The 18513-nt window shown below is 71.7% G+C and carries 17 protein-coding genes; 7 read left to right on the forward strand and 10 right to left on the reverse strand.

Annotated elements, in window-relative coordinates; all coding sequences use genetic code 11:
• Positions 1-190 precede the first annotated feature (190 nt).
• Positions 191-3013, reverse strand: coding sequence for an ATP-binding protein (locus LNK82_RS42225; protein ID WP_230566236.1), 2823 nt, complete (start codon positions 3011-3013; stop codon positions 191-193).
• A gap of 114 nt (positions 3014-3127) precedes the next feature.
• Here LNK82_RS42225 and LNK82_RS42230 point away from each other — a divergent pair, with 114 nt between their 5' ends.
• Positions 3128-4321, forward strand: coding sequence for a serine hydrolase domain-containing protein (locus tag LNK82_RS42230; RefSeq protein ID WP_230566237.1), 1194 nt, complete (start codon positions 3128-3130; stop codon positions 4319-4321).
• Positions 4322-4325: 4 nt separating this feature from the next.
• Here the strand turns inward: LNK82_RS42230 and LNK82_RS42235 are convergent, their stop codons facing one another.
• Together LNK82_RS42235 and LNK82_RS42240 are read right to left on the reverse strand one after the other, a co-directional pair.
• The gene (locus tag LNK82_RS42235; protein ID WP_230566238.1) at positions 4326-4910 is read right to left on the reverse strand and encodes a hypothetical protein; all 585 of its coding nucleotides are present in this window, start codon (positions 4908-4910) and stop codon (positions 4326-4328) included.
• A gap of 10 nt (positions 4911-4920) precedes the next feature.
• A complete protein-coding gene (locus LNK82_RS42240; RefSeq protein WP_230566239.1) occupies positions 4921-5553 on the reverse strand; it encodes a TetR/AcrR family transcriptional regulator in 633 nt (210 codons plus the stop codon).
• A 112-nt stretch (positions 5554-5665) separates the two neighbouring features.
• Between LNK82_RS42240 and LNK82_RS42245 the strand changes: the two genes are divergently transcribed.
• Entirely contained in the window at positions 5666-6649 is a 984-nt protein-coding gene (locus LNK82_RS42245; protein WP_230566240.1) for a PHP domain-containing protein, read from the forward strand.
• Positions 6650-6691: 42 nt separating this feature from the next.
• On the opposite strand, the gene LNK82_RS42250 is transcribed toward LNK82_RS42245, so the two are convergent.
• Positions 6692-7696, reverse strand: a complete 1005-nt coding sequence (locus LNK82_RS42250; RefSeq protein ID WP_230566241.1) for a radical SAM protein — start codon at positions 7694-7696, stop codon at positions 6692-6694.
• A gap of 348 nt (positions 7697-8044) precedes the next feature.
• Between LNK82_RS42250 and LNK82_RS42255 the strand changes: the two genes are divergently transcribed.
• Complete coding sequence (locus LNK82_RS42255) at positions 8045-8698, forward strand: NPCBM/NEW2 domain-containing protein (protein WP_230566242.1); 654 nt, start codon at positions 8045-8047, stop codon at positions 8696-8698.
• A 96-nt stretch (positions 8699-8794) separates the two neighbouring features.
• On the opposite strand, the gene LNK82_RS42260 is transcribed toward LNK82_RS42255, so the two are convergent.
• The 6 genes from LNK82_RS42260 to LNK82_RS42285 are packed head-to-tail and all read right to left on the reverse strand — an operon-like array spanning position 8795 to position 15532.
• On the reverse strand, positions 8795-10087 hold the full coding sequence (locus LNK82_RS42260) for an ABC transporter substrate-binding protein (protein WP_230566243.1): 1293 nt from the start codon (positions 10085-10087) through the stop codon (positions 8795-8797).
• 13 nt (positions 10088-10100) lie between these two features.
• Positions 10101-11201, reverse strand: a complete 1101-nt coding sequence (locus LNK82_RS42265) for a branched-chain amino acid ABC transporter permease (RefSeq protein WP_230566244.1) — start codon at positions 11199-11201, stop codon at positions 10101-10103.
• Complete coding sequence (locus LNK82_RS42270; RefSeq protein WP_230566245.1) at positions 11198-12085, reverse strand: branched-chain amino acid ABC transporter permease; 888 nt, start codon at positions 12083-12085, stop codon at positions 11198-11200. The genes LNK82_RS42265 and LNK82_RS42270 overlap by 4 nt, the downstream gene beginning before the upstream one ends.
• Positions 12082-13935, reverse strand: coding sequence for an AMP-dependent synthetase/ligase (locus LNK82_RS42275; protein WP_230566246.1), 1854 nt, complete (start codon positions 13933-13935; stop codon positions 12082-12084). The genes LNK82_RS42270 and LNK82_RS42275 overlap by 4 nt, the downstream gene beginning before the upstream one ends.
• Positions 13932-14750 (reverse strand): ABC transporter ATP-binding protein, encoded by an 819-nt coding sequence (locus LNK82_RS42280; RefSeq protein WP_230566247.1) that lies wholly within the window; start codon positions 14748-14750, stop codon positions 13932-13934. The genes LNK82_RS42275 and LNK82_RS42280 overlap by 4 nt, the downstream gene beginning before the upstream one ends.
• Entirely contained in the window at positions 14747-15532 is a 786-nt protein-coding gene (locus LNK82_RS42285; protein WP_230566248.1) for an ABC transporter ATP-binding protein, read from the reverse strand. The genes LNK82_RS42280 and LNK82_RS42285 overlap by 4 nt, the downstream gene beginning before the upstream one ends.
• 211 nt (positions 15533-15743) lie before the next feature.
• Between LNK82_RS42285 and LNK82_RS42290 the strand changes: the two genes are divergently transcribed.
• The 4 genes from LNK82_RS42290 (at position 15744) to LNK82_RS42305 (ending at position 18498) form a co-directional block, all read left to right on the forward strand.
• Positions 15744-16106 carry an ATP-binding protein gene (locus LNK82_RS42290; RefSeq protein ID WP_230566249.1) on the forward strand — a complete coding sequence of 121 codons (363 nt, stop codon included), beginning with the start codon at positions 15744-15746 and terminating at the stop codon, positions 16104-16106.
• The gene (locus LNK82_RS42295) at positions 16103-16849 is read left to right on the forward strand and encodes a SigB/SigF/SigG family RNA polymerase sigma factor (RefSeq protein WP_230566250.1); all 747 of its coding nucleotides are present in this window, start codon (positions 16103-16105) and stop codon (positions 16847-16849) included. The genes LNK82_RS42290 and LNK82_RS42295 overlap by 4 nt, the downstream gene beginning before the upstream one ends.
• Before the next feature lie 42 nt (positions 16850-16891).
• A complete protein-coding gene (locus tag LNK82_RS42300) occupies positions 16892-17269 on the forward strand; it encodes a hypothetical protein (protein WP_230566251.1) in 378 nt (125 codons plus the stop codon).
• A 305-nt stretch (positions 17270-17574) separates the two neighbouring features.
• Positions 17575-18498 carry a hypothetical protein gene (locus LNK82_RS42305; RefSeq protein WP_230566252.1) on the forward strand — a complete coding sequence of 308 codons (924 nt, stop codon included), beginning with the start codon at positions 17575-17577 and terminating at the stop codon, positions 18496-18498.
• Positions 18499-18513: the final 15 nt, after the last annotated feature.

Below are 18513 nucleotides of genomic sequence, written 5' to 3' on the forward strand. Positions count from 1 at the left end.
ACGGACCCGCCACACCCCACCGAGGCCCATGTCAAATCGAGCCGGCCTTGCCCACCGGGGCCGAACCACCGGGACTGAACCACCGAGGGTTGAACCATTGAGGGCTGCACCACCGACCCACCCGCCACACCACCGACCCAACACGCCCGGCCTACCACCGAGTCAGTGCGGCTTCCACAACAACTAAGCCCTACCCCCGCCCGTCCGCCCCCTCCAACCCACCCACCCCGTCCAACACCCGCGCCAACTCCAACCGCGACGACACCCGCAACTTCGCGTAGATCCGCGACAGGTACACCTCGATCGTCCGCGGGCTGTAGTGCAACGCCGCCGCGATGTCCCGGTTGCGCATCCCCTGCTGCACCAACCGCGCGACGTTCTCCTCCGCCGCCGTCAACACCCCGGACGCCCGCCCCCGCCCGCGCGCCCGCGGCACCTTCGCACCCAACTCCTTCAACCTCGCCCCAGCCTGCCGACGCAACCCGTGCGCACCAACCCGCTGGAACACCGCATACGCCTCGAGCAGCTCGTCCACGGCCGCCCCGTCCACCAGCCCCAACGCCAACTGCCCCCGTGCCCGCTCGAACACCAGCCCACCGACCTCCGCCTCGCGCACCGCCTCACGCAGCACCGCACCGTCCCGCTCGACCAGCCCGACCACCCGCCGGACCGTCGTCCGGGTCCACGGCGACACCCGATCGGCCGCCACGGCCCGCAGCCTCCCCAGCACCCGCCGCGCGTCGTCCACCCGACCACCGGCCAGGTCCAGCTCGACCAACCGGCCCAGCAACTCGCAGCCGTACGCCGACGTCCCGTCGTCGTCGACCGCCTCCACCAGCACCCGCCGCGCGCCCTCCACGTCACCCCGCGCCGCCAGGTACCCGGACATCGCCAACGCGTGCAGGCGGGACATGTTGGGGCTGTTCGGCACCCCGAACGCGGCCAACCGCGCGGCGACGTCCAGCTCACCCCGCCAGGTGCGCACCTCCAGCTCGATCGCGCGCAGCCCGTCCAGCATCATCAGCTCCTGCCGCGACTCCAACTCCGCCGCCGCCCGCCCCACCCGCTCCAGGCACGCGTCCCACTCACCGCCGAACCAGTCCAGCGCCACCCGCGCCATCTCCAGCTCACCGCGGAACGCGTGCCCGCCCGCCCGTTCCCGCAGCTCCTCCGCCCGCCGCAACCGCCACGACGCGTCGTGCACCAGACCGGCCAACGCGCCCGTCGACGCGCTCACCGCCAACGCCTGCAGCTCCAACGCGGGCTGTCCGTCCGCCGCGGCCAGCGACCGGTTCGCGTAGTCGACCGTCTTGTCGTGCCGGAACAGCATCGACGTGACGACCGCCAGCCGGTCGAACACCACCACGCCCTCGGCGGCCGACGTCAGCGGCATCGCCTCGGTCCGCTCCGCGGCGACCAACGCCTCGGCGTGACGCCCGGTGAACACCAACAACAACGCCCGCTGCGCGTGCAACGCCGCCGGCGCCCCCGCCACCCCCGCAGCCGCCAGCTCCGCGTCCACCAGCCGCAACGCCTCCGCGAACCTCCCGACCAGGAACATGCTGGTCAGCACCACCATCGCGCACCGCGACCGCTCCGCACCGGCAGGCAGCGCCGCCAACGCCGCCAGACCGGGCTCGATCGCCGCACCGGGCCGGGACGCGTGCGCCAGCGCCCGGCACTGCGAGGCCAGCAGCCCGGCCCGTTCCGGCGCGGCCACCGGCAGCAGCTCCAACGCCCGCGCGCACAACGCCGCCGCCGTCTCGGGCGCCGTCGCGCGGTTCGCCGCGGCGGCCTGCGCCATCACCCGCACCGCGCGCAGGTCGCCCGGCGGCGCGGACTCGGCCAGGTGCCAGGCCAGCTCCATCTCGTCGACCGCCAGCCCGCGCGCCCGGTCGTCCAGCAGCCGCGCGCTGATCAGGCTGTGCAGGTGCCGACGCTGGGCGGGCCCGATCTCCTGGTACAACGCCTCACCGACCAGCGCGTGCGAGAAGCGGTAGCCCCGATCTTCGTCCCGCACCACGATGTGCGCCCGCAGCAGCCCGTCGAACGCGTCCACCACCGTCTCCTCGGGCAGCGACGACACCCGCGCGAGCAGCCCGATCTGGTCGAGCCGCACCCGCCGGAAGATCGACACCGCGCGGGCGACCGCCCTGGTGTCCCGGTCCAGCGGCGCGACCCGCCGCAGCACCGCTTCCCGCCTGGTCAGCCGGATCGCCGACGGCGACACGGTGAGCCGGGCCCGGTTGCCGTCCACCGCGACCAGGTCCAGTTCGCGCAGCGACCGGGCGATCTCGACCGCGAAGAACGGGTTGCCGTCCGCCCGCTGGTGGACCTCGTGCGCCAGGCCGTCGTCCACCGGCGTGCCCAGCACGGTCTCCACGATCCGCGCCACGTCACCGCCGCTCAACGGGGCCAGCCGCACGCGCACCACGTCGGCGTGCCGTTCGAGCCGGTCGAGCAGCTCCTCCACGCCGGGGTTCCGGTGGTGCTCGCGCACCGCCGTGATCAGCACCAACGGCGCGGCCGTGACCCTGCGCAGCACCACGGCGAGCATGGCCAGCGAGTCGTCGTCCACCTGGTCGACGTCGTCCAGCACGAGCGCGGCGGGCCGTTCGGCGGTGAGCGCGGCCAGCGCCCGTGCCACCACCTCGCACGACCGGCCGAACCAGGTCGCGTCGGGCGCCGCCGTCAGCTCCAACGCCTCCACCGCGGCGCGCACCTCACGCGACCCCGCCCCACCCGGCGCGACCGCCACCGACCGCAACGCCGTGGCCACCGCCGCGTACGGGATGCGCCTGCTCACGTCGTCCGACTCGGCGGCGGCCACCGCGCACCCCCGGTCGCGCAGCCGGCGGCACGCCTCGGCCACCAGGCTGGACTTGCCGATCCCGGGCTCGCCCGACACGACGACAGCCACCAACCCGGCCGCGGGCACGCGCTCGACCGCGTCGAACACGGCCGCCAACTCGGCCTCCCGGCCGAAGAAGGACCGGCCGACGAAAGACGACAACAGGCGACCTCCCGCCGTCGGAGCGGCCACCACCCTACCCACTGAGGAATCCCTACTCACGTGGCGTGGCTCACGGTGGTGGCATGGCGGCAGACAACCGCACCTGGAGGGTCCATGACGGTCGAGGGCACCTGCGCCGACGAGTTCGCCGAGGTCCGCGCCGAGTTCGAACGCAACTTCGCCGAACGCGGCGAGCTCGGCGGTGGCGTGCACGTGACGCTCGACGGCGAGACCGTGGTCGACCTGTGGGGCGGCGACGCGGGCGGGCGGCCGTGGACCGAGGACACGATCACGCACGTGTGGTCGTGCACCAAGGGCGCGACCGCGTTGTGCGCGCACGTGCTGGCGTCCCGGGGCGAGCTGGACCTCGACGCGCCGGTCACCGCGTACTGGCCGGAGTTCGGGCAGAACGGCAAGGCGGACACGCTGGTGCGGCACCTGCTGTCGCACCAGGCCGGGTTGACCGCGGTGCGGGAGCCGGTGCCGCCGGGCGGGATGCTCGACTGGGAGCTGATGACGGGCCTGCTGGCGCGGCAGGAGCCGTTCTGGGCGCCCGGCACGCGGCACGGCTACCACGCGTTGACGTTCGGGCACCTGATCGGCGAGGTGATCCGGCGGGTGTCCGGGCTGGCGCTGGCCGAGTTCTTCGAGAAGGAGGTCTCCGGTCCGCTGGGGCTGGACTTCTGGCTGACGCTGCCCGACGACCTGGAACCGCTGGTCGCGCCCACCGTCCCCGTCGAGCGCGGCGAGGCGCTGCCGGGCATGTACGTGACCGGGCTGTCCGAGCCCGGGTCGATGCAGGGGCTGCTGCTGGGCAACACCGGCGGTTACGTCGCGGCGTCGAACACCCGGGAGGCCCACGCGGCGCAGTACGGCTCGGTCGGCGGGATGAGCAACGCGCGCGGCCTGGCGCAGATGTACCGGCCACTCGCGTCGGGCGGCGAGTACAACGGCGTGCGGCTGGTGGACGAGGCGCAGCTCCCGGTCATGTCGGGGGTGGAGTCGGCCGGGTTCGACGAGATGCTGCTCGCGCCGACCCGGTTCTCGGCCGGGTTCATGAAGGCGGCGGCCAACCGGCGCCTGCCCGCCGTGGAACGCGGGGTGGCGATGTCGGAGGACGCGTTCGGGCACTCCGGGATGGGCGGTTCGCTGGGCTTCGCAGACCCCGGCGCGCGGATGTCGTTCGGCTACGCGATGACGAAGATGGGGCCGGGCCTGGGCGTCAATGCCCGCGGCCAGTCCCTTGTGGACGCCGTCTACCGCGCGTTGGGCTACCGCCAGGCCCTCACCGGCACCTGGTTCCGCTGACGGTTCAGCGCGCGCGGAGGAAGCGGGCGGCGGCCACGAACTCCTCTTCCTCCGGTCCGTCCTCCCACTCGTGCAGGCACAGCTGGTCCGCGACCTCCGCCAGCCCGCGCCAGCCGTCGTCGGGCAGGCCGTGCTCGCGCGCCACCGCCACCAGGTCCGCGAACGCGTCGGCGTGCAGGCCGTCGGCCAGGTGTCCGTCGTACGGGGCCAACGCCTCCCGGGGCAGCAACGCGGCCACCTCCACGAGGTGCGCGCGAGCACGGGCCTGACGGAGCAGCACCTCGTCGTCACCGGGATCGTCCAACGCCGAGGGCTCAACCGACGCGATCAGCAGCATCAGGAACCAGAGGCGTTCCACGTCCTCCTGGAACGCCTCTCGATCCTCCTGCACGCGCGGGTCCCACAACGGGCTGCCCTCGACCAACCGGCGGGCTTCGTCGTCGGGCACGCCGGCGCCCTTGGCGTAGTAGACGATCGCCGCCGACTTCGGCACCCCACGTCCACCGAGCGCGGTGAACACCTCTTCGTGCCCGAGCCCCCGGACGTGGGCGTCGTGGACCATGGCGATCAGCTCGGGGTCGTCGTGCACACCGGCGATCCTACGAGCCGGTGCCGTAGACCGAACGCAACCAGACGCACGTCAGGGTGTCGACCAGCTCGCGGTCCCGCGCCGCCGACCGGCGGGACCGCGAACGGCTCAGGAAGGCCTGCTCGTTCATCGCCACCAACACCGCCGCCAACGACTTGGCGTCCGGGCCCGCCGGAGCGACGCCCGCCTCCCGCTCGAGCTCGATCCGCGACGCGGTCGCCTCCACGAACCGGTGGGCGACGCCGGCCCAGAACTCCCGCATCAACGGGTCGGTGTCACGGGCCCGTACGGCGGCGCGCAGCACCGGCCCGTGCTCGCGCCACACCGCGAGGCTCGCGCCCAACGCGCGCCGGATCGAGGCCTCGGGCGGTTCGCTCCCGCGCCGCAGCCACGACGACGCCGACTCGTAGAGGGCGTCGAGGACTCCACCGGACAACGCGTGCAGCACCGCTTCCCGCGACGCGAAGTGGAAGTAGAACGTCGACCGCGAGATGCCCGCTCCCGAGGCCAGTTCGTCGACCGCGATGTCGTCCAGGGAACGGGTCTGCAGCAGCCGCTCGGCCGTGTCGAGGATCGCCTGCGAGGTGAGGTCGCCCTTGCTGGGCCTGCGTCGCGACCCGACCGTGCCGGCACGTGGGGACATGGCGGACATCCTCGGTTCCGCACGCGTTCGGCCGCAAGGTTTTCGCGCGCACCGCTGCCAAGTCGAGAACGTCGACGCGCACCACCGCGCCGGTCCGGGTAGACAATGGGGTGTGGATCCGCTCTGGGCACTGCGACAGGTGGCGTTCCAGCTGGAGCGCGCCGGTGAACCCACCTACCGCGTCCGGGCGTTCCGCAAGGCCGCCGAGGTGCTGGCGGCGTTGCCGGACGGGGAGGTGGCGCGGCGGGTCGCGGCGGGCACCCTGACCGACCTGCCCGGCATCGGCAAGGCCACCGCCGGCGTGATCGCGGACGCCGTCGCCGGGCGCGAGCCGGCCTACCTGAGCCGGTTCCGCGAGCCGGTGGTGGGCGGGCAGGCGCTGCGGGCGTTGCTGAAGGGCGACTGCCACACGCACTCCGACTGGTCGGACGGCGGCAGCCCGATCCGGGAGATGGCCGAGACCGCGCGCGACCTCGGGCACTCGTGGATCGTGCTGACCGACCACTCGCCCCGGCTCACGGTGGCCAACGGGCTGTCCGCGGACCGGCTGCTCGAGCAGCTGGACGTGGTGGCGGAGCTGAACGCCGAGCTGGCGCCGTTCCGGATCCTGACCGGCATCGAGGTGGACATCCTCGACGACGGCGCGCTCGACCAGCGGCCCGAGCTGCTCCAGCGGCTCGACCTCGTGGTCGCCAGCGCGCACTCGAAGCTGCGGATGGCGGCGCCGGAGATGACGCGGCGGATGGTGGCCGCGGTGTCCAACCCGCACGTCGACGTGCTCGGGCACTGCACGGGACGGCTGGTGGTCGGCAAGGGGCGGCCGGAGTCGACGTTCGACGCGGAGGCGGTGTTCTCGGCGTGCGTCGAGCACGGCACGGCGGTGGAGATCAACTCGCGGCCGGAGCGCCGCGACCCGCCGGGCAGGCTGCTGCGGCTGGCGGTCGAGCTGGGGTGCACGTTCGCGATCGACAGCGACGCGCACGCACCGGGGCAGCTGGACTGGCTGTCGTTCGGCTGCGAGCGTGCCGAGGAGTGCGGCGTCACCCCCGACCGGGTGATCAACACCCTGGAGGCCGCGGACCTCCTGTCCCGCTGACCACCGACCGCGCAACCGCCAACCGCGCCGACCGTCCGGCCCTCAACGACCAGCCGTCGCCGGGCGCTGCGCCCTCGACGCGCGGACCAGGTGGCCGTACCACGGGATCAAGGGCCCGGTCCGGCCTTCGACCAGGCGCAGCCACGTGGCGCGGCACAGGGCGAGGAACGGCGCCGCGTCCCAGTAGCGCGCCAGCTCCGCCAGCGAGCGGGTCTGGACGTTGCCCAACCCGTACCGGCGGTCGAAGCCGTACGACACCGGCACCGCCGCGCCGTTCGCCTCGATCACCAGCGGGGTGAGCCAGCGGCCGAGGGGTTGCCCGTCGTCGACCGGCGCGGCCATGAACGCCTCCGGCTTGCGGGCCAGCATGGTGCGCGGCACGGCGTCCAGCTGGACGGCCAGGCCGTGTTCCTCGGCGATGCGGCCCAGCTCCACCGCCGCGTACGCCAGCTCGACGGCGTCCGGGCGCTCACCGGCCATCAACCTGTTCGCGGCGCCTTCCGGCTCCAACGGGTGAACCTGGAGAAGCAGAGCGCCCGATTGGACCGCGGCCAGTGCGACTTCACCCAGTTGGGTGGCATTCCCCTGGGTCAACGTGGTGATCACGCCGACCGGGAGCCCGACCTCGGTGAGCCGGCGGATGCCCGCCAACGCCTTCTCGAAGCACCCTTCCCGATCACGGATCCGGTCGTGCGTGGCGCGATCACCGTCCAGCGACACGGCCACCAGGTCGACCAGCCCGCGCACGAGGCCGATGCGGCGCTGCGTCAACGCCACCGCGTTCGTCGTGACGGTCGTCCGCAGCCCGGCCTCGCGGGCGGCGCGCAGCAGCGCGGGCAGTTCCGGGTACAGGAACGGCTCACCACCGGAAACGTTCAGCACGTCGTAGCCGAGCGCGGCCGCGTCACGCACCACGGCCGACAGCACGGAGATCGGGATGGCCTCGGCGACGTCCGGGCCCGAGCTGGAGTAGCAGTGCAGGCAGCGCAGGTTGCACAGCCTGGTCGGGTGGACCTGCAGAACCGCCCGGCCACTCGTCTGGCCCATTCCACCCTCCCGCGATGCTCGACATCCCTATGGAGCACGCACGAGGCCCGGTGATACGTCGAACCGTCAACCCGCTTCGCGGCCGCACGCGACCGGGGCCCGCCCGACGCCCGCTCATCACCACCGCCCGCCCCCCGGCCGAGCGTCCCGCCGACGCCGTCCCGCGACGCGCGAGGGTGCGCATTCCGATCCACCGCCGCAATTGTGCGGACAACTCACGAAACCACTCGAATTGACGTTTTCGGCGCGTGCCGACCGATCCGGTGTTAACGTGCTGCGCCGGTCGAGGCATTACCCGGCATTATCCCGAGTTCGGCTCACGTCTTTGGACCTGAAGGGGTCGCCGACATGGATGACCAGGACTTGAACACCGCTCACGTGCGCCGCAAACCGGGACCGGCGCTCTGGCTGTCGGCGGCCGGCGTGGCCGTGCTGGCGCTGGGGATCGCCATCGGCAGCACGTTCGACGCCGAGCCCGCCACCACCGCGGCCCCCGCCCTTCCGACCACATCACCGCAGGCCACGACCTCGACCACGGAGAGCGTCGCCGCCGCGAGACCGGGCACGATCTGGCTCTCCGACCTGCCACCGGTCGACAGCAGCTCGATCGACGACATGTACGTCGAGAGCCCGTGGACGGCCGCCCCCGCGAAGGTGCGGAAGGTGACCTACCCCAAATCCGTTTCCGCCACCGGAGCCTGGTGCTCGTCCGCCCAGCTGACATTCGCACTGGACGGCAAATACGACCGGTTCACCGCCCAGGTCGCGATCGCGGACGATTCATTGGCGACGAAAGAACTCGACTTCTACGTCCTCGTCGACGACCACCGGGCGGCCGAGATCGCGAACACCGGCCCCACCCCGCAACCGGTGGACCTCCCCGTCACGGGCGCGCGCCTGCTGACCATCGGCGTCGAGCCGTTGGCGGAGGACCCGAGCGACTGCCCGGGGCCGGAACGCGTGGGCGTCTGGGCGGACCCGACCCTGACCCCGGCCGGCTGACGGACAACGCCCCACGACCGGCTGAGGGACGACGTGCCCCGGCCGCGCGGGGCCGCGGCCGGGGCACGTCGATCCATCAGGTGCAGCCGGGCGACATCAGGCGTAGCAGGGCTTCTCGAACTTGAAGTCCTTCGCCGTCGGCCCCGTGAAGAAGTCCTCCACCAGCCCGACACCGGTCGCCGCCTGCTCGTCCGGCTTGTAGATCAACGTCTGCCGGAACGTGGCGTCGTTCGAGTTGCCGGCGAAGTTGCCCGCGCCCTGGGGCAGCATGCCCTCGTAGTCCACCGAGTTCAGCTGCCGCACGGCCGCGAGCACACCGGCCCTGGTCAGGTCCTTGTTCGAGGCCGCCTTCTCCAGCGCCGCCTTCAACGGGTACGACCACACCCACCCGGCCGTGTAGCCGTCGTTCGGCGTCACGCTCGGCAGGGCCTCGCGCAGCGCCTTGTGCCCCGGCGAGTCCGTCGCCCACGACTTCCACGGCGCGGACTGCAGGTACAGCGCCTTGATCGCGGGCGCCGCGGGGCTCTGCATCAGGCCCTGGTTCCACGTCGGCGACGTGCCGATGAACTTGCCCTTGAACCCGCGCGCCGCCGTCTGGCCGATGATCACCGCCGCGTCGGTCGGACCGGTGGTCAGGATGACCACGTCCGGCTTGTTCGCCAGCACCGCGTCGATCGCGCCGCCCTGGTTGTCCTGGCCGGTCTGGGTGACCGCGTTGGAGTACGCCACGCCGCGCTTCTCCGCCGCGATCTTCGCGCCCGCCGCCGCGTCGTCGCCGTAGTCACCGGGCAGGTGCACGGCCATCACGCTCTTCGCGCCGAGCTCGTCCACCGCGTAGTCGACCGAGTTCATCGACTCGACGCAGTAGTTCGCGCCCGATTCCAGGACGACCTCCTCCACGCCCCACAGCGACGTCCACGACGCGGGCACGCTGACCATCTGCGTGCTCTCCAGGTCGGGCAGGATCGCCGCGGTCGTCGGCGAGCCCAGGGTCTGCGCCAGGGCCAGGACCTTGCCCTTCATCTCCTGGTAGACCTGGTTGTGGATCTGCGGGTTGTACTTGTTGTCCTTGACGTACGTGGTCACGTCGACGTCGTAGCCGCCGATGCCGCCCTTGTCGTTGACGCGCTTCCAGAACGCCTTCTGCGACTCCGTGATCGGCACCGCGAGCGTCTTGAACGGCCCTTCGGTCAGGTCGGAGATCGACCCGAGGTAGATGCAGCCCCGGTCACTGTGGCCGGTGTCCGGGCACGGCTCGCTGGTCACGCCGAAGTCGACCTTGATACCGCCCTTGCCCTCCTGCGGCGCCGCGCCGTCGCCACCGCGACACGCGACGGCGGCCAGCGCCACCACGGAGAGCACCGCGAGCACCGCTCTGTGACTTGCCATCCCATCCACCCTTTCAGTACGAGAAAGGCCAAGTGCGCCAGTAGTTGCGGACGCGCACCCAGATACCGAACAGGCCACGTGGCTCCACGATCAGGAACACCACGATCAGCAGCCCGTAGAGGACCGCCTCGACCTGGAACACCGTGACCGCACCGGTCGCGTCTGCGCTGATGAACGGCAGCACCGTCGGGAGTTCCCGGGTGATGCGCGGCAGCAGCGTGATGAACAGCGCGCCCATGATCGCGCCGGAGATGGTGCCCGCGCCGCCGATGAGCACCATGGCGATGTACTGCACCGACAGCAGCAGGCCGAACGAGCCGGGGTCGAAGAACCCGTTGACCACGAACAACAACGAGCCCGCGACACCGGCGTAGAACGACGACACGGCGAACGCCAGCGCCTTGTACCGGGTCAGGTCGACGCCGATCACGGCCGCCGCCAGGTCGCGGTCGCGCACCGCCGCGAACGCCCGCCCGATCCGCGACCGCACCAGGTTGCGCGCCAGCACCGCGAAGATCACCAGCAGGACGAACATCAGCAGGTAGAGCTGCTGCGGCCCGCTGAAGAACTCCGACGGCCGGTCCAGCCGCACGCCGAACAGCTCCGGCACCGCCGCCGGCCGGCCCACGCCCGGACCGCCGGTCAACGACGTCCACTCGCGGAACACGTGCTCGCCGAGGAACACCAGCCCCAGCGTCACGATCGCCAGGTACAGCCCGCGCAACCGGACCGCGATCGGCGCCACGACCAGCCCCGCGAGCCCCGCCACCAGCCCGGACGCCAGCAGCCACACGGGCAGCGACGTCACCCCGAACCCGAGCACCCGCCCGTCCGGGTCCCCGGAGAGCGCCGCGCCGGTGTACGCGCCGATGGCCAGGAAGAACGCGTGCCCCAACGACACCTGCCCGGCGTACCCGGTCACGATGTTCAACCCGATCGCGCCGATCGCCGCCACGAACCCGGTGGCCAGCAACATCAGCAGGTCGTCGGTGATGGCGAACGGCACCAGCAGCGCCACCACCACCAACGCCCCCGTCCACGTCCGCTTGGGGCGCGTGTTGAGGAACGCCATGTCCTGCGCGTAGGAGGTGTAAAGCTCCGGACGACCCTTCACAGCCGCTCCACCTCCTTGCTGCCGAACAGCCCGTAGGGCCGCACGAGCAGCACGACCAACATCAGCACGTACGGCGCGACCAGCGCGAAGTTCGGCCCGAGCCACGGCGCCACGTCACCCTGGTAGGTGCCGACCAGCGACTCCACGACCCCGACGGCCAGCCCGCCGACGACCGCGCCGCCCAGCGAGTCCAGCCCGCCGAGGATGATCGCCGGCAACGCCTTCAGCGCGATCACCCACAGCTGCTGGTCCACGCCCGCGCCGGTGGCCACGAACACCCCGGCCAACGCCGCCAGACCACCCGCGATCGCCCACGACAGCGCGAACACCGAACCGACCGAGATGCCCTGCGCCAGCGCGACCTCCTGGTCGTAGGCCACCGCGCGCATCGCCAGCCCCACCCGGGAGAACCGGAAGAACGCGAACAGCACCGCGACCACGACCACCGTCGTGCCGAACATGACCAGGTACCGCTGCTGCACCTCGACGCCGAGCAGCGTCACCGTCGACAGGCCCCACGGGTCGCCGACCTGCCGCACGTCCAGCCCGATGAACGCGTTCGTCACCACGCGCACCACCACGTCCACGCCGATGGTGATGATCGCGACCACGAACACCGGCTTGCCGATCATCGGCCGCAGCACGGTCCGCTCCACGCCCAGCGCCAGCACGGCGATCAGCACCGCCGCGATCGGCACGGCCGCGAAGAACCCGACCTCCGCGGCCAGGTAGCTGACCAGCACCGCGCCCGCCAGCATGAACGCCGGCTGGGCGAAGCTGATCACCCTGGTGGACTTGTAGATGATGACGAAGCCCAGCGCCAGCAGCGCGTAGATCGACCCCGAGCCCAGGCCCCGGATCAGCGATTGCAGGAACTCGGTCATCCGCGCCCCCCGGCGTACATGTCGTCGACGAGCTCGCCGAACACCTTGGCCAGTGCCGACCGCTTGACCTTCTGCGTCGCGGTCAGCTCACCGTCCTCGTGGTCGAGCTCCTTCGGCAGCATGCGGAACTTCTTGACCTGCTCCACGGTGGCGAACCGCCCGTTGACCTCGGTCACGATGCCCTGCACCAACTCGCGCACCTCGTCCTTCTCCGCGAGGTCGCGGTAGGTGGTGTAGGTGATCCGGCGTTGCCTGGCCCAGTGGCCGACGGTGTCGTACTCGATGCCGATCAGCGCCACCAGGTACGGGCGCCGGTCGCCGAGCACGATCGCCTCCTTGATGTACGGCGAGGACTTCAGCGCGTTCTCGACCTCCGACGGCGCCACGTTCTTGCCGCCCGCGGTGATGATGATGTCCTTCATCCGGTCGGTGATCCGCACGTGCTTGCCGTCGACCCACTCGCCGACGTCGCCGGTGCGCAGCCAGCCGTCCGGGGTCATCGCCCGCCGGGTGGCCTCCTCGTCGCGCCAGTAGCCGGCGAACACGCCCGCGTGCCTGGTCTGGATCTCGCCGTCGTCGGCGATCCGCAGCTCCACGCCGGGGTGCGGTTCGCCGACCGTGCCGAGCTTCACCCGGCCGGGCCGGTTGCCGGTGGCGACGGCGCTGTTCTCGGTCATCCCGTACACCTCGTGCATCGGCACGCCGATGCCCATGAAGAACCGCAGCACCTGCGGCGAGATGGGCGCGGCGCCCGACGCGGCGTACCGGACGTGCCGCAGCCCGATCCGCGCCTTCAACGCGCGGAAGCAGAACAGCCAGCCGATGCCGTACTTCAGCCGCGTGCCGACGGTGTGCCTGCCGCCGTTGCGCACCAGGTGATCGCCGAGGCCGTCGGCCACGCGCAGCCAGAACCGGGTGGTCGCCCGCTTGAGCCAGGTGGCGCTGGACGCGCTGATCGTGATGGCCGCCAACACCTTCTCCCAGATGCGGGGCACGCCGAACAGGATCGTCGGCTGCACCTCGCGCAGGTTCGCCTGCACCGTCTCGATGGACTCGGCGAAGTGCACCTGCACCCCGGCCGACGCGCTGAACCACGTGGTGAAGATGCGTTCGGCGACGTGGCACAGCGGCAGGTAGGACAGCGTGATGTCCTTCGGTGACGGCGGCGGTTCGGTGAACCCGCCGCCCTCGACCAGCGACTGGACGGCGAACTCGACGTTCGCCACGGTCAGCATCGCGCCCTTGGGCGGCCCGGTCGTGCCCGAGGTGTAGATCAACGTCATCACGTCGTCCGCCTCGACCTCGCGCATCCGGCGCGCGACCGCGTCCGGGTTCCGCTCCCGGTGCTCCGCGCCCATCGCCAGGAAGTCGTCCCACGACAGCAGCTTCGGGTTGTCGTAGCGGTGCCGGATGCCGCGCGGCTCGATGTACACGATGCGCTCCAGGTCGGGCAGGGCGTCCAGCACGGCCAGCGCCTTGTCCACCTGCTCCTGGTCCTCGGCGATGAGCACGCGGGTCGCGGAGTGCGACAGCAGGTACGCGACCTCGGCGGCCGGGTTCGTCGGGTACAGGCCCACGGTGACCGCCCGCACGGCCGCCGCGCCGATGTCGGTGTAGAGCCACTCGCGGCGGTTCTCCGAGTGGATCGCGACCCGGTCGCCCGCGTCGACGCCGAGCGCCAGCAGGGCGTGGCCGACCAGCTCGGCCTGCGCCCAGTACCGCGCCCAGCTCACCTCGCGCCAGATGCCGAAGTCCTTGGCCCGCAACGCCACCGCGTCCGGCGTGCGGGCGGCCCGGTCGCGGACGCGGGTCACGATGGTGGTGAGCCCGGTGGTGGTGGCCGTCGTCATGCCGCGCCTCCCGCGCTCTGGTGCGCCTCGCCGAGGTAGGCGCGCACGACGTCGGGGTCCTGCTGCACCTCGGCGGGCGTGCCGGTGCGGATCGGCTTGCCGAAGTCCAGCACCATCACCCGGTCGGCGAGGTCCATCACCAGGCCCATGTCGTGCTCGACCATGACCATCGCGATGCCGAGCTCGTCGCGGACGTCGAGCACGAACCGCGCCATGTCCTCGGTCTCCTCGACGTTCATGCCCGCGACCGGCTCGTCCAGCAGCAGCACCTTCGGCTCCATCGCCAGCGCGCGCCCGAGTTCCACGCGCTTCTGCACGCCGTACGGCAGCAGGCCCACCGGCAGGCGCCGCCACTGCTCCAGCTCGAGGAAGTCGATGACCTCCTCGACCGCCTCCCGGTTGGCCAGCTCCTCGCGCCGGGCCCGGCCGACCCACGCGAACGCGGCCAGCGCCCCGTACCGCATGTGGTTGTGCCGGCCCAGCATCAGGTTCTCCACCACGGTGAGGTGGGCGAACAGCTCGATGTTCTGGAACGTCCTGGCGATGCCCATGGCGGCGACCTTGTGCGGGCGCCTGCCCAGCACCTCCTCGCCCTGGAACCGCACCGACCCCTGCTGTGGCCGGTAGACGCCGGACAGCACGTTGAAGATCGACGTCTTGCCCGCGCCGTTGGGCCCGATGATGGCGAACAGCTCGCCCGCGGCGACGTGGAACGACACGCCGTCCACGGCGGTGACGCCGTCGAACGCCAGCCGCACGTCCCGCACTTCGAGCACGTTCGCCCCGGCTTCCCGGCTCTGCGCTGCTCGGCTCACGACAACCACCGCTTCCGCCGCTTGTAGTGCTTCACGTCGCGGAACGACTGCGCGGCGCCCTCACCGCGCAGGCCCAGGTAGAACTCGCGCACGTCCTCGTCGGCCAGCAGCGCGGCGGCCGGCTTGTCCATCACGACCTTGCCCGTCTCCAGCACGTAGCCGTGGTCGGCGATGGACAGCGCCATGGTCGCGTTCTGCTCGACCAGCAGCACGGTCGTGCCGGCCGCGTTGATCTTCACGATGAGGTCGCGGATCTGCTGGACCATGAGCGGGGCCAGGCCCAGGCTCGGCTCGTCCAGCAGCAGGTAGCGAGGCTCGGACATCAGCGCCCGGCCGATGGACAGCATCTGCTGCTCGCCGCCGGACAGGTAGCCCGCGCTCTGCCGCCGCCGTTCGCGCAGCCTGGGGAACAACTCGTACATCCGGTCCAGGTTCTGCTTGATGCCGCGCGGCCTGCTGTGCCCGCCGATGCGCAGGTTCTCCTCGACCGACAGCTCGGCCAGGATGCGCCTGCCCTCCAGCGCCTGCTTCACGCCGAGCGACGCGATGCGCGTCGGCGAGGCGCGGTGGATCGGATCGCCGTCCAGGGTGATCCCGCCGCGCGTGACCTTGCCGTCGTGCACGTCGAGCAGGCCGGACAGCGCGCGCAGCAGCGTCGTCTTGCCCGCTCCGTTCGCGCCGAGCAGGGCGACGATCCGCCCCTCCGGGACCCTCAGGCTCACGCCGCGCAGCACCAACATCACGTCGTCGTAGACCACCTCAAGGTTGTTCGCCTCGAGCACCAGGCGCCTCCGGGGATGTCGGGGAGGCGATCAGTATGACTCCGATCACAGGGTTACCTACCGCTGTTCGCAAACCGTGATGAACCAGCCCACGGCATGTTCGGCTTTCACGATTCTGTTGCTCAGTCCTGTGTGGACTGGTGTAGCGGGAGGGGTCCGTGGGTATGCCCCCGGCTACTGCGACGAGGGTTGTGAGGAGCGTTCGCCACACATGGACGGCTCGGAGGTGGAGCTCAGGGTGGCGGCCAGACCGGCCCACCTCTCGGTCATCCGCGCGGTCGCCGGCGCGGTCGCGCGGCGCACCCCCGACCTGGCCGTCGACCTGATCATCGCCGTCGACGAGGCGTGCAGCGCACTGATCTCCCGGACCCTGGACCCGTCGGCCGTCCTGCGGTGCCGGTTCGCCCGGGAAGGTGATTCCGTCCGCTTCCGGGCGGAGGTCCGGTCATCGGCCGTCACCGTGCCCGATCATGACTCGTTGTACTGGCGGGTCGTCAGCTCCGTGACCGACGCGGTGGCCACCTGGGTTGACGGGGAGGGTCGGTTGCGGGTCGAGCTGAGGTGTCGGGCATGAACGCGGTGGACTACCAGCCGCTGTTCCACGAGCTGGCGGAAGCCGAGCGGGACGGCGAGCGCTACCAGCGGCTGCGTGACCGGTTGGTCACCGAGCACCTGCCGATGGCCAGGCACATCGCCGACCGGTTCGCCGAGCGCGGCGAGTCCGTGGAGGACCTGCGGCAGGTGGCGGCGGTCGGGCTGATCAACGCCGTGGACCGGTTCGACGTCACGCGCGGTATCGACTTCCTGGCGTTCGCCGTGCCGACGATCACCGGTGAGGTGCGGCGGTACCTGCGTGACCAGGGGTGGGCGCTGCGCGTGCCGCGGCGGTTGAAGGAGCTGTGCGTCGCCATCGACACGGCGCGGGTGGAGCTGTCCCGCGTGTCCGGGCGCACGCCGACGCCCAGCGAGGTCGCCAGGCACCTCGGCATCGGGGTGGACCAGGTCTACGAGGGGCTGCACGCGACGTCGGCGTACCACCTGCTGTCGTTGGACGAGCAGTCGATCAGCGAGGAGTTGAACTACGCCGAACGGCTGATCAGCGACGACCCGGCTCTGGAGGTCGTCGAGCTGCACCACGCGTTGGACCCGATGCTGCGCGGGCTGCCCAAGAGGGAGAGGCGGATCGTGGTGCTGCGCTTCTTCCGCGGCATGACGCAGAGCCAGATCGCGGACTCGGTCGGCGTGTCGCAGATGCACGTCTCGCGGCTGTTGAGCCGGTCCTTGGCCCGGTTGCGCTCGTTGCTCGATGATGAGTAGCGCTCGTGCGCCGTCGAGCCTGGGTCGCGCGGGACGGAAGGGGTGGTCGCCGTGGTGGCGGGCCCGGTGAGCCTGGCGTGGCCGCAGCGGGCGGCCGTGGTCCTGGGCGTGCTGCTGGTCGCGTGGGGCGTGGCGGACCTCGTGCGGTCCGAGCCGGGATGGGCGGTGCTGCACCTGGTGAGCGGTGTGGTGATCGGGGCGGCGGCGGTGCGGACCCGGGTGGCGCGGCTGGTCGGCTCGATGACGGGTGTCGTGTACCTGGTCGTGTTCGCGTTCGGGGTGAGCGAGTCGGGTGGGTCGATGGACGCCGGCCTCATCGGCAACGCGGTGCACCTGCTGATCGGCTTCGCCTCCGTGGGCGTCGCGGAGGGCTGCGCGTGGTGCGAACAACGAGCCCGCCGCGCCGCCGACTCCCACTGACCTCCCCTTCCTTGTTCCACCTGTTCCTCCCACCTCGCCCCCACCCGCCTTCGCCACACCACTCGCCGAGCCGTCCGGCCGCCGTTCCCTCAGCCCTTCCCGCCGCCGTTCCCGCCGCCATTCCCATCGCCGTTCCCGCCGCTCTCTTCCCTCAGCCGTTGCTGCGCCGTTTCGAGGGCCGCTCCCACACCGATCTCAGGCCCGTTCCCACAGCCATCGGCGCGTTTTCCCGTGCCGGTGAGCGCGGTTGCACCAACCCCCTTTCGGGTACCACCCGTGTAACCCGAACGGGGAGGACCGAACCGATGCACACGGCGAGTCTGCAAAACCTGGTCGACGTCGAGGGACCGTTCGTCTCCGTGTACCTCGACGTCGGCGATCACGTGGACCTGCGATGGCGGGCGATGCGCGATCAACTCCAAGCCATGGCCGCCGACCCGTACCTCGTGGCATTGGCGCACAACGCGATCATGTCCGGCACGACCCCGCGCGGCCTCGCCGGGCGTGGTCTGGTCGTGGGCGGCGGACGGGTGCTGGTCGACCAGTACGTCCCGGTCCCACCGACCGGCTACACCGCCCGAACCGGCCCGCTCCCCTACATCCTGCCGCTGGTCGACCTGTCCGAACCCCTCCTGCCGCACGTGGTCGTCCAGGTCGGCGAGCACGGCGCGGACCTGCGCGGCGTCGACCCGACCGGCCGCCCGGTGGCGGTGGCGACCGTGGGCGCGCGGCGTCCCGGACGGCGACTCGACGCCCAGGAACTGGCCGACGTCGCCGAGGAAGCCGCCACCCTGGTCGACCTGCTGGGCGCGCCGCTGCTGGTGCTGGCCGGGCCGTTGGCCGGGCGGCGCTCACTGCGGGTGGCCTTGCCGACCCGCTACCACCACTTGGTGGTCGAGGTCGAGGGACCACCCGATCGGGCCGTGCTCCACCTGGCCGGACGGGCGAACCAGGACGCCCGGCGCGCGGTGGTCGAGCGATTCCGGGACGAGTCCACGCGGCTCACCGGACGCGCCGTGCACGGACTGGTCGCGGTCCGGCAGGCGTTGGCCGAGGGCCGGGTCGACACGCTGCTGCTGACCGACACGCTCGTCGGCTCGCAGCAGGTCGACGACGGCCGGGCCGACGAGGTGCTGCCGTTGCGGGCGGTCGAGTGCGGGGCCGAGATCGTGCTCGTCGGCGGGGCGGTTCGGCTGCACGAGGACGTCGGCGCCCTGCTCCGCCAGTGATCTCCGGTGATCTCC

The organism is Saccharothrix luteola (genome assembly GCF_020859565.1).
Taxonomy (GTDB): Bacteria; Actinomycetota; Actinomycetes; order Mycobacteriales; family Pseudonocardiaceae; genus Actinosynnema; species Actinosynnema luteola.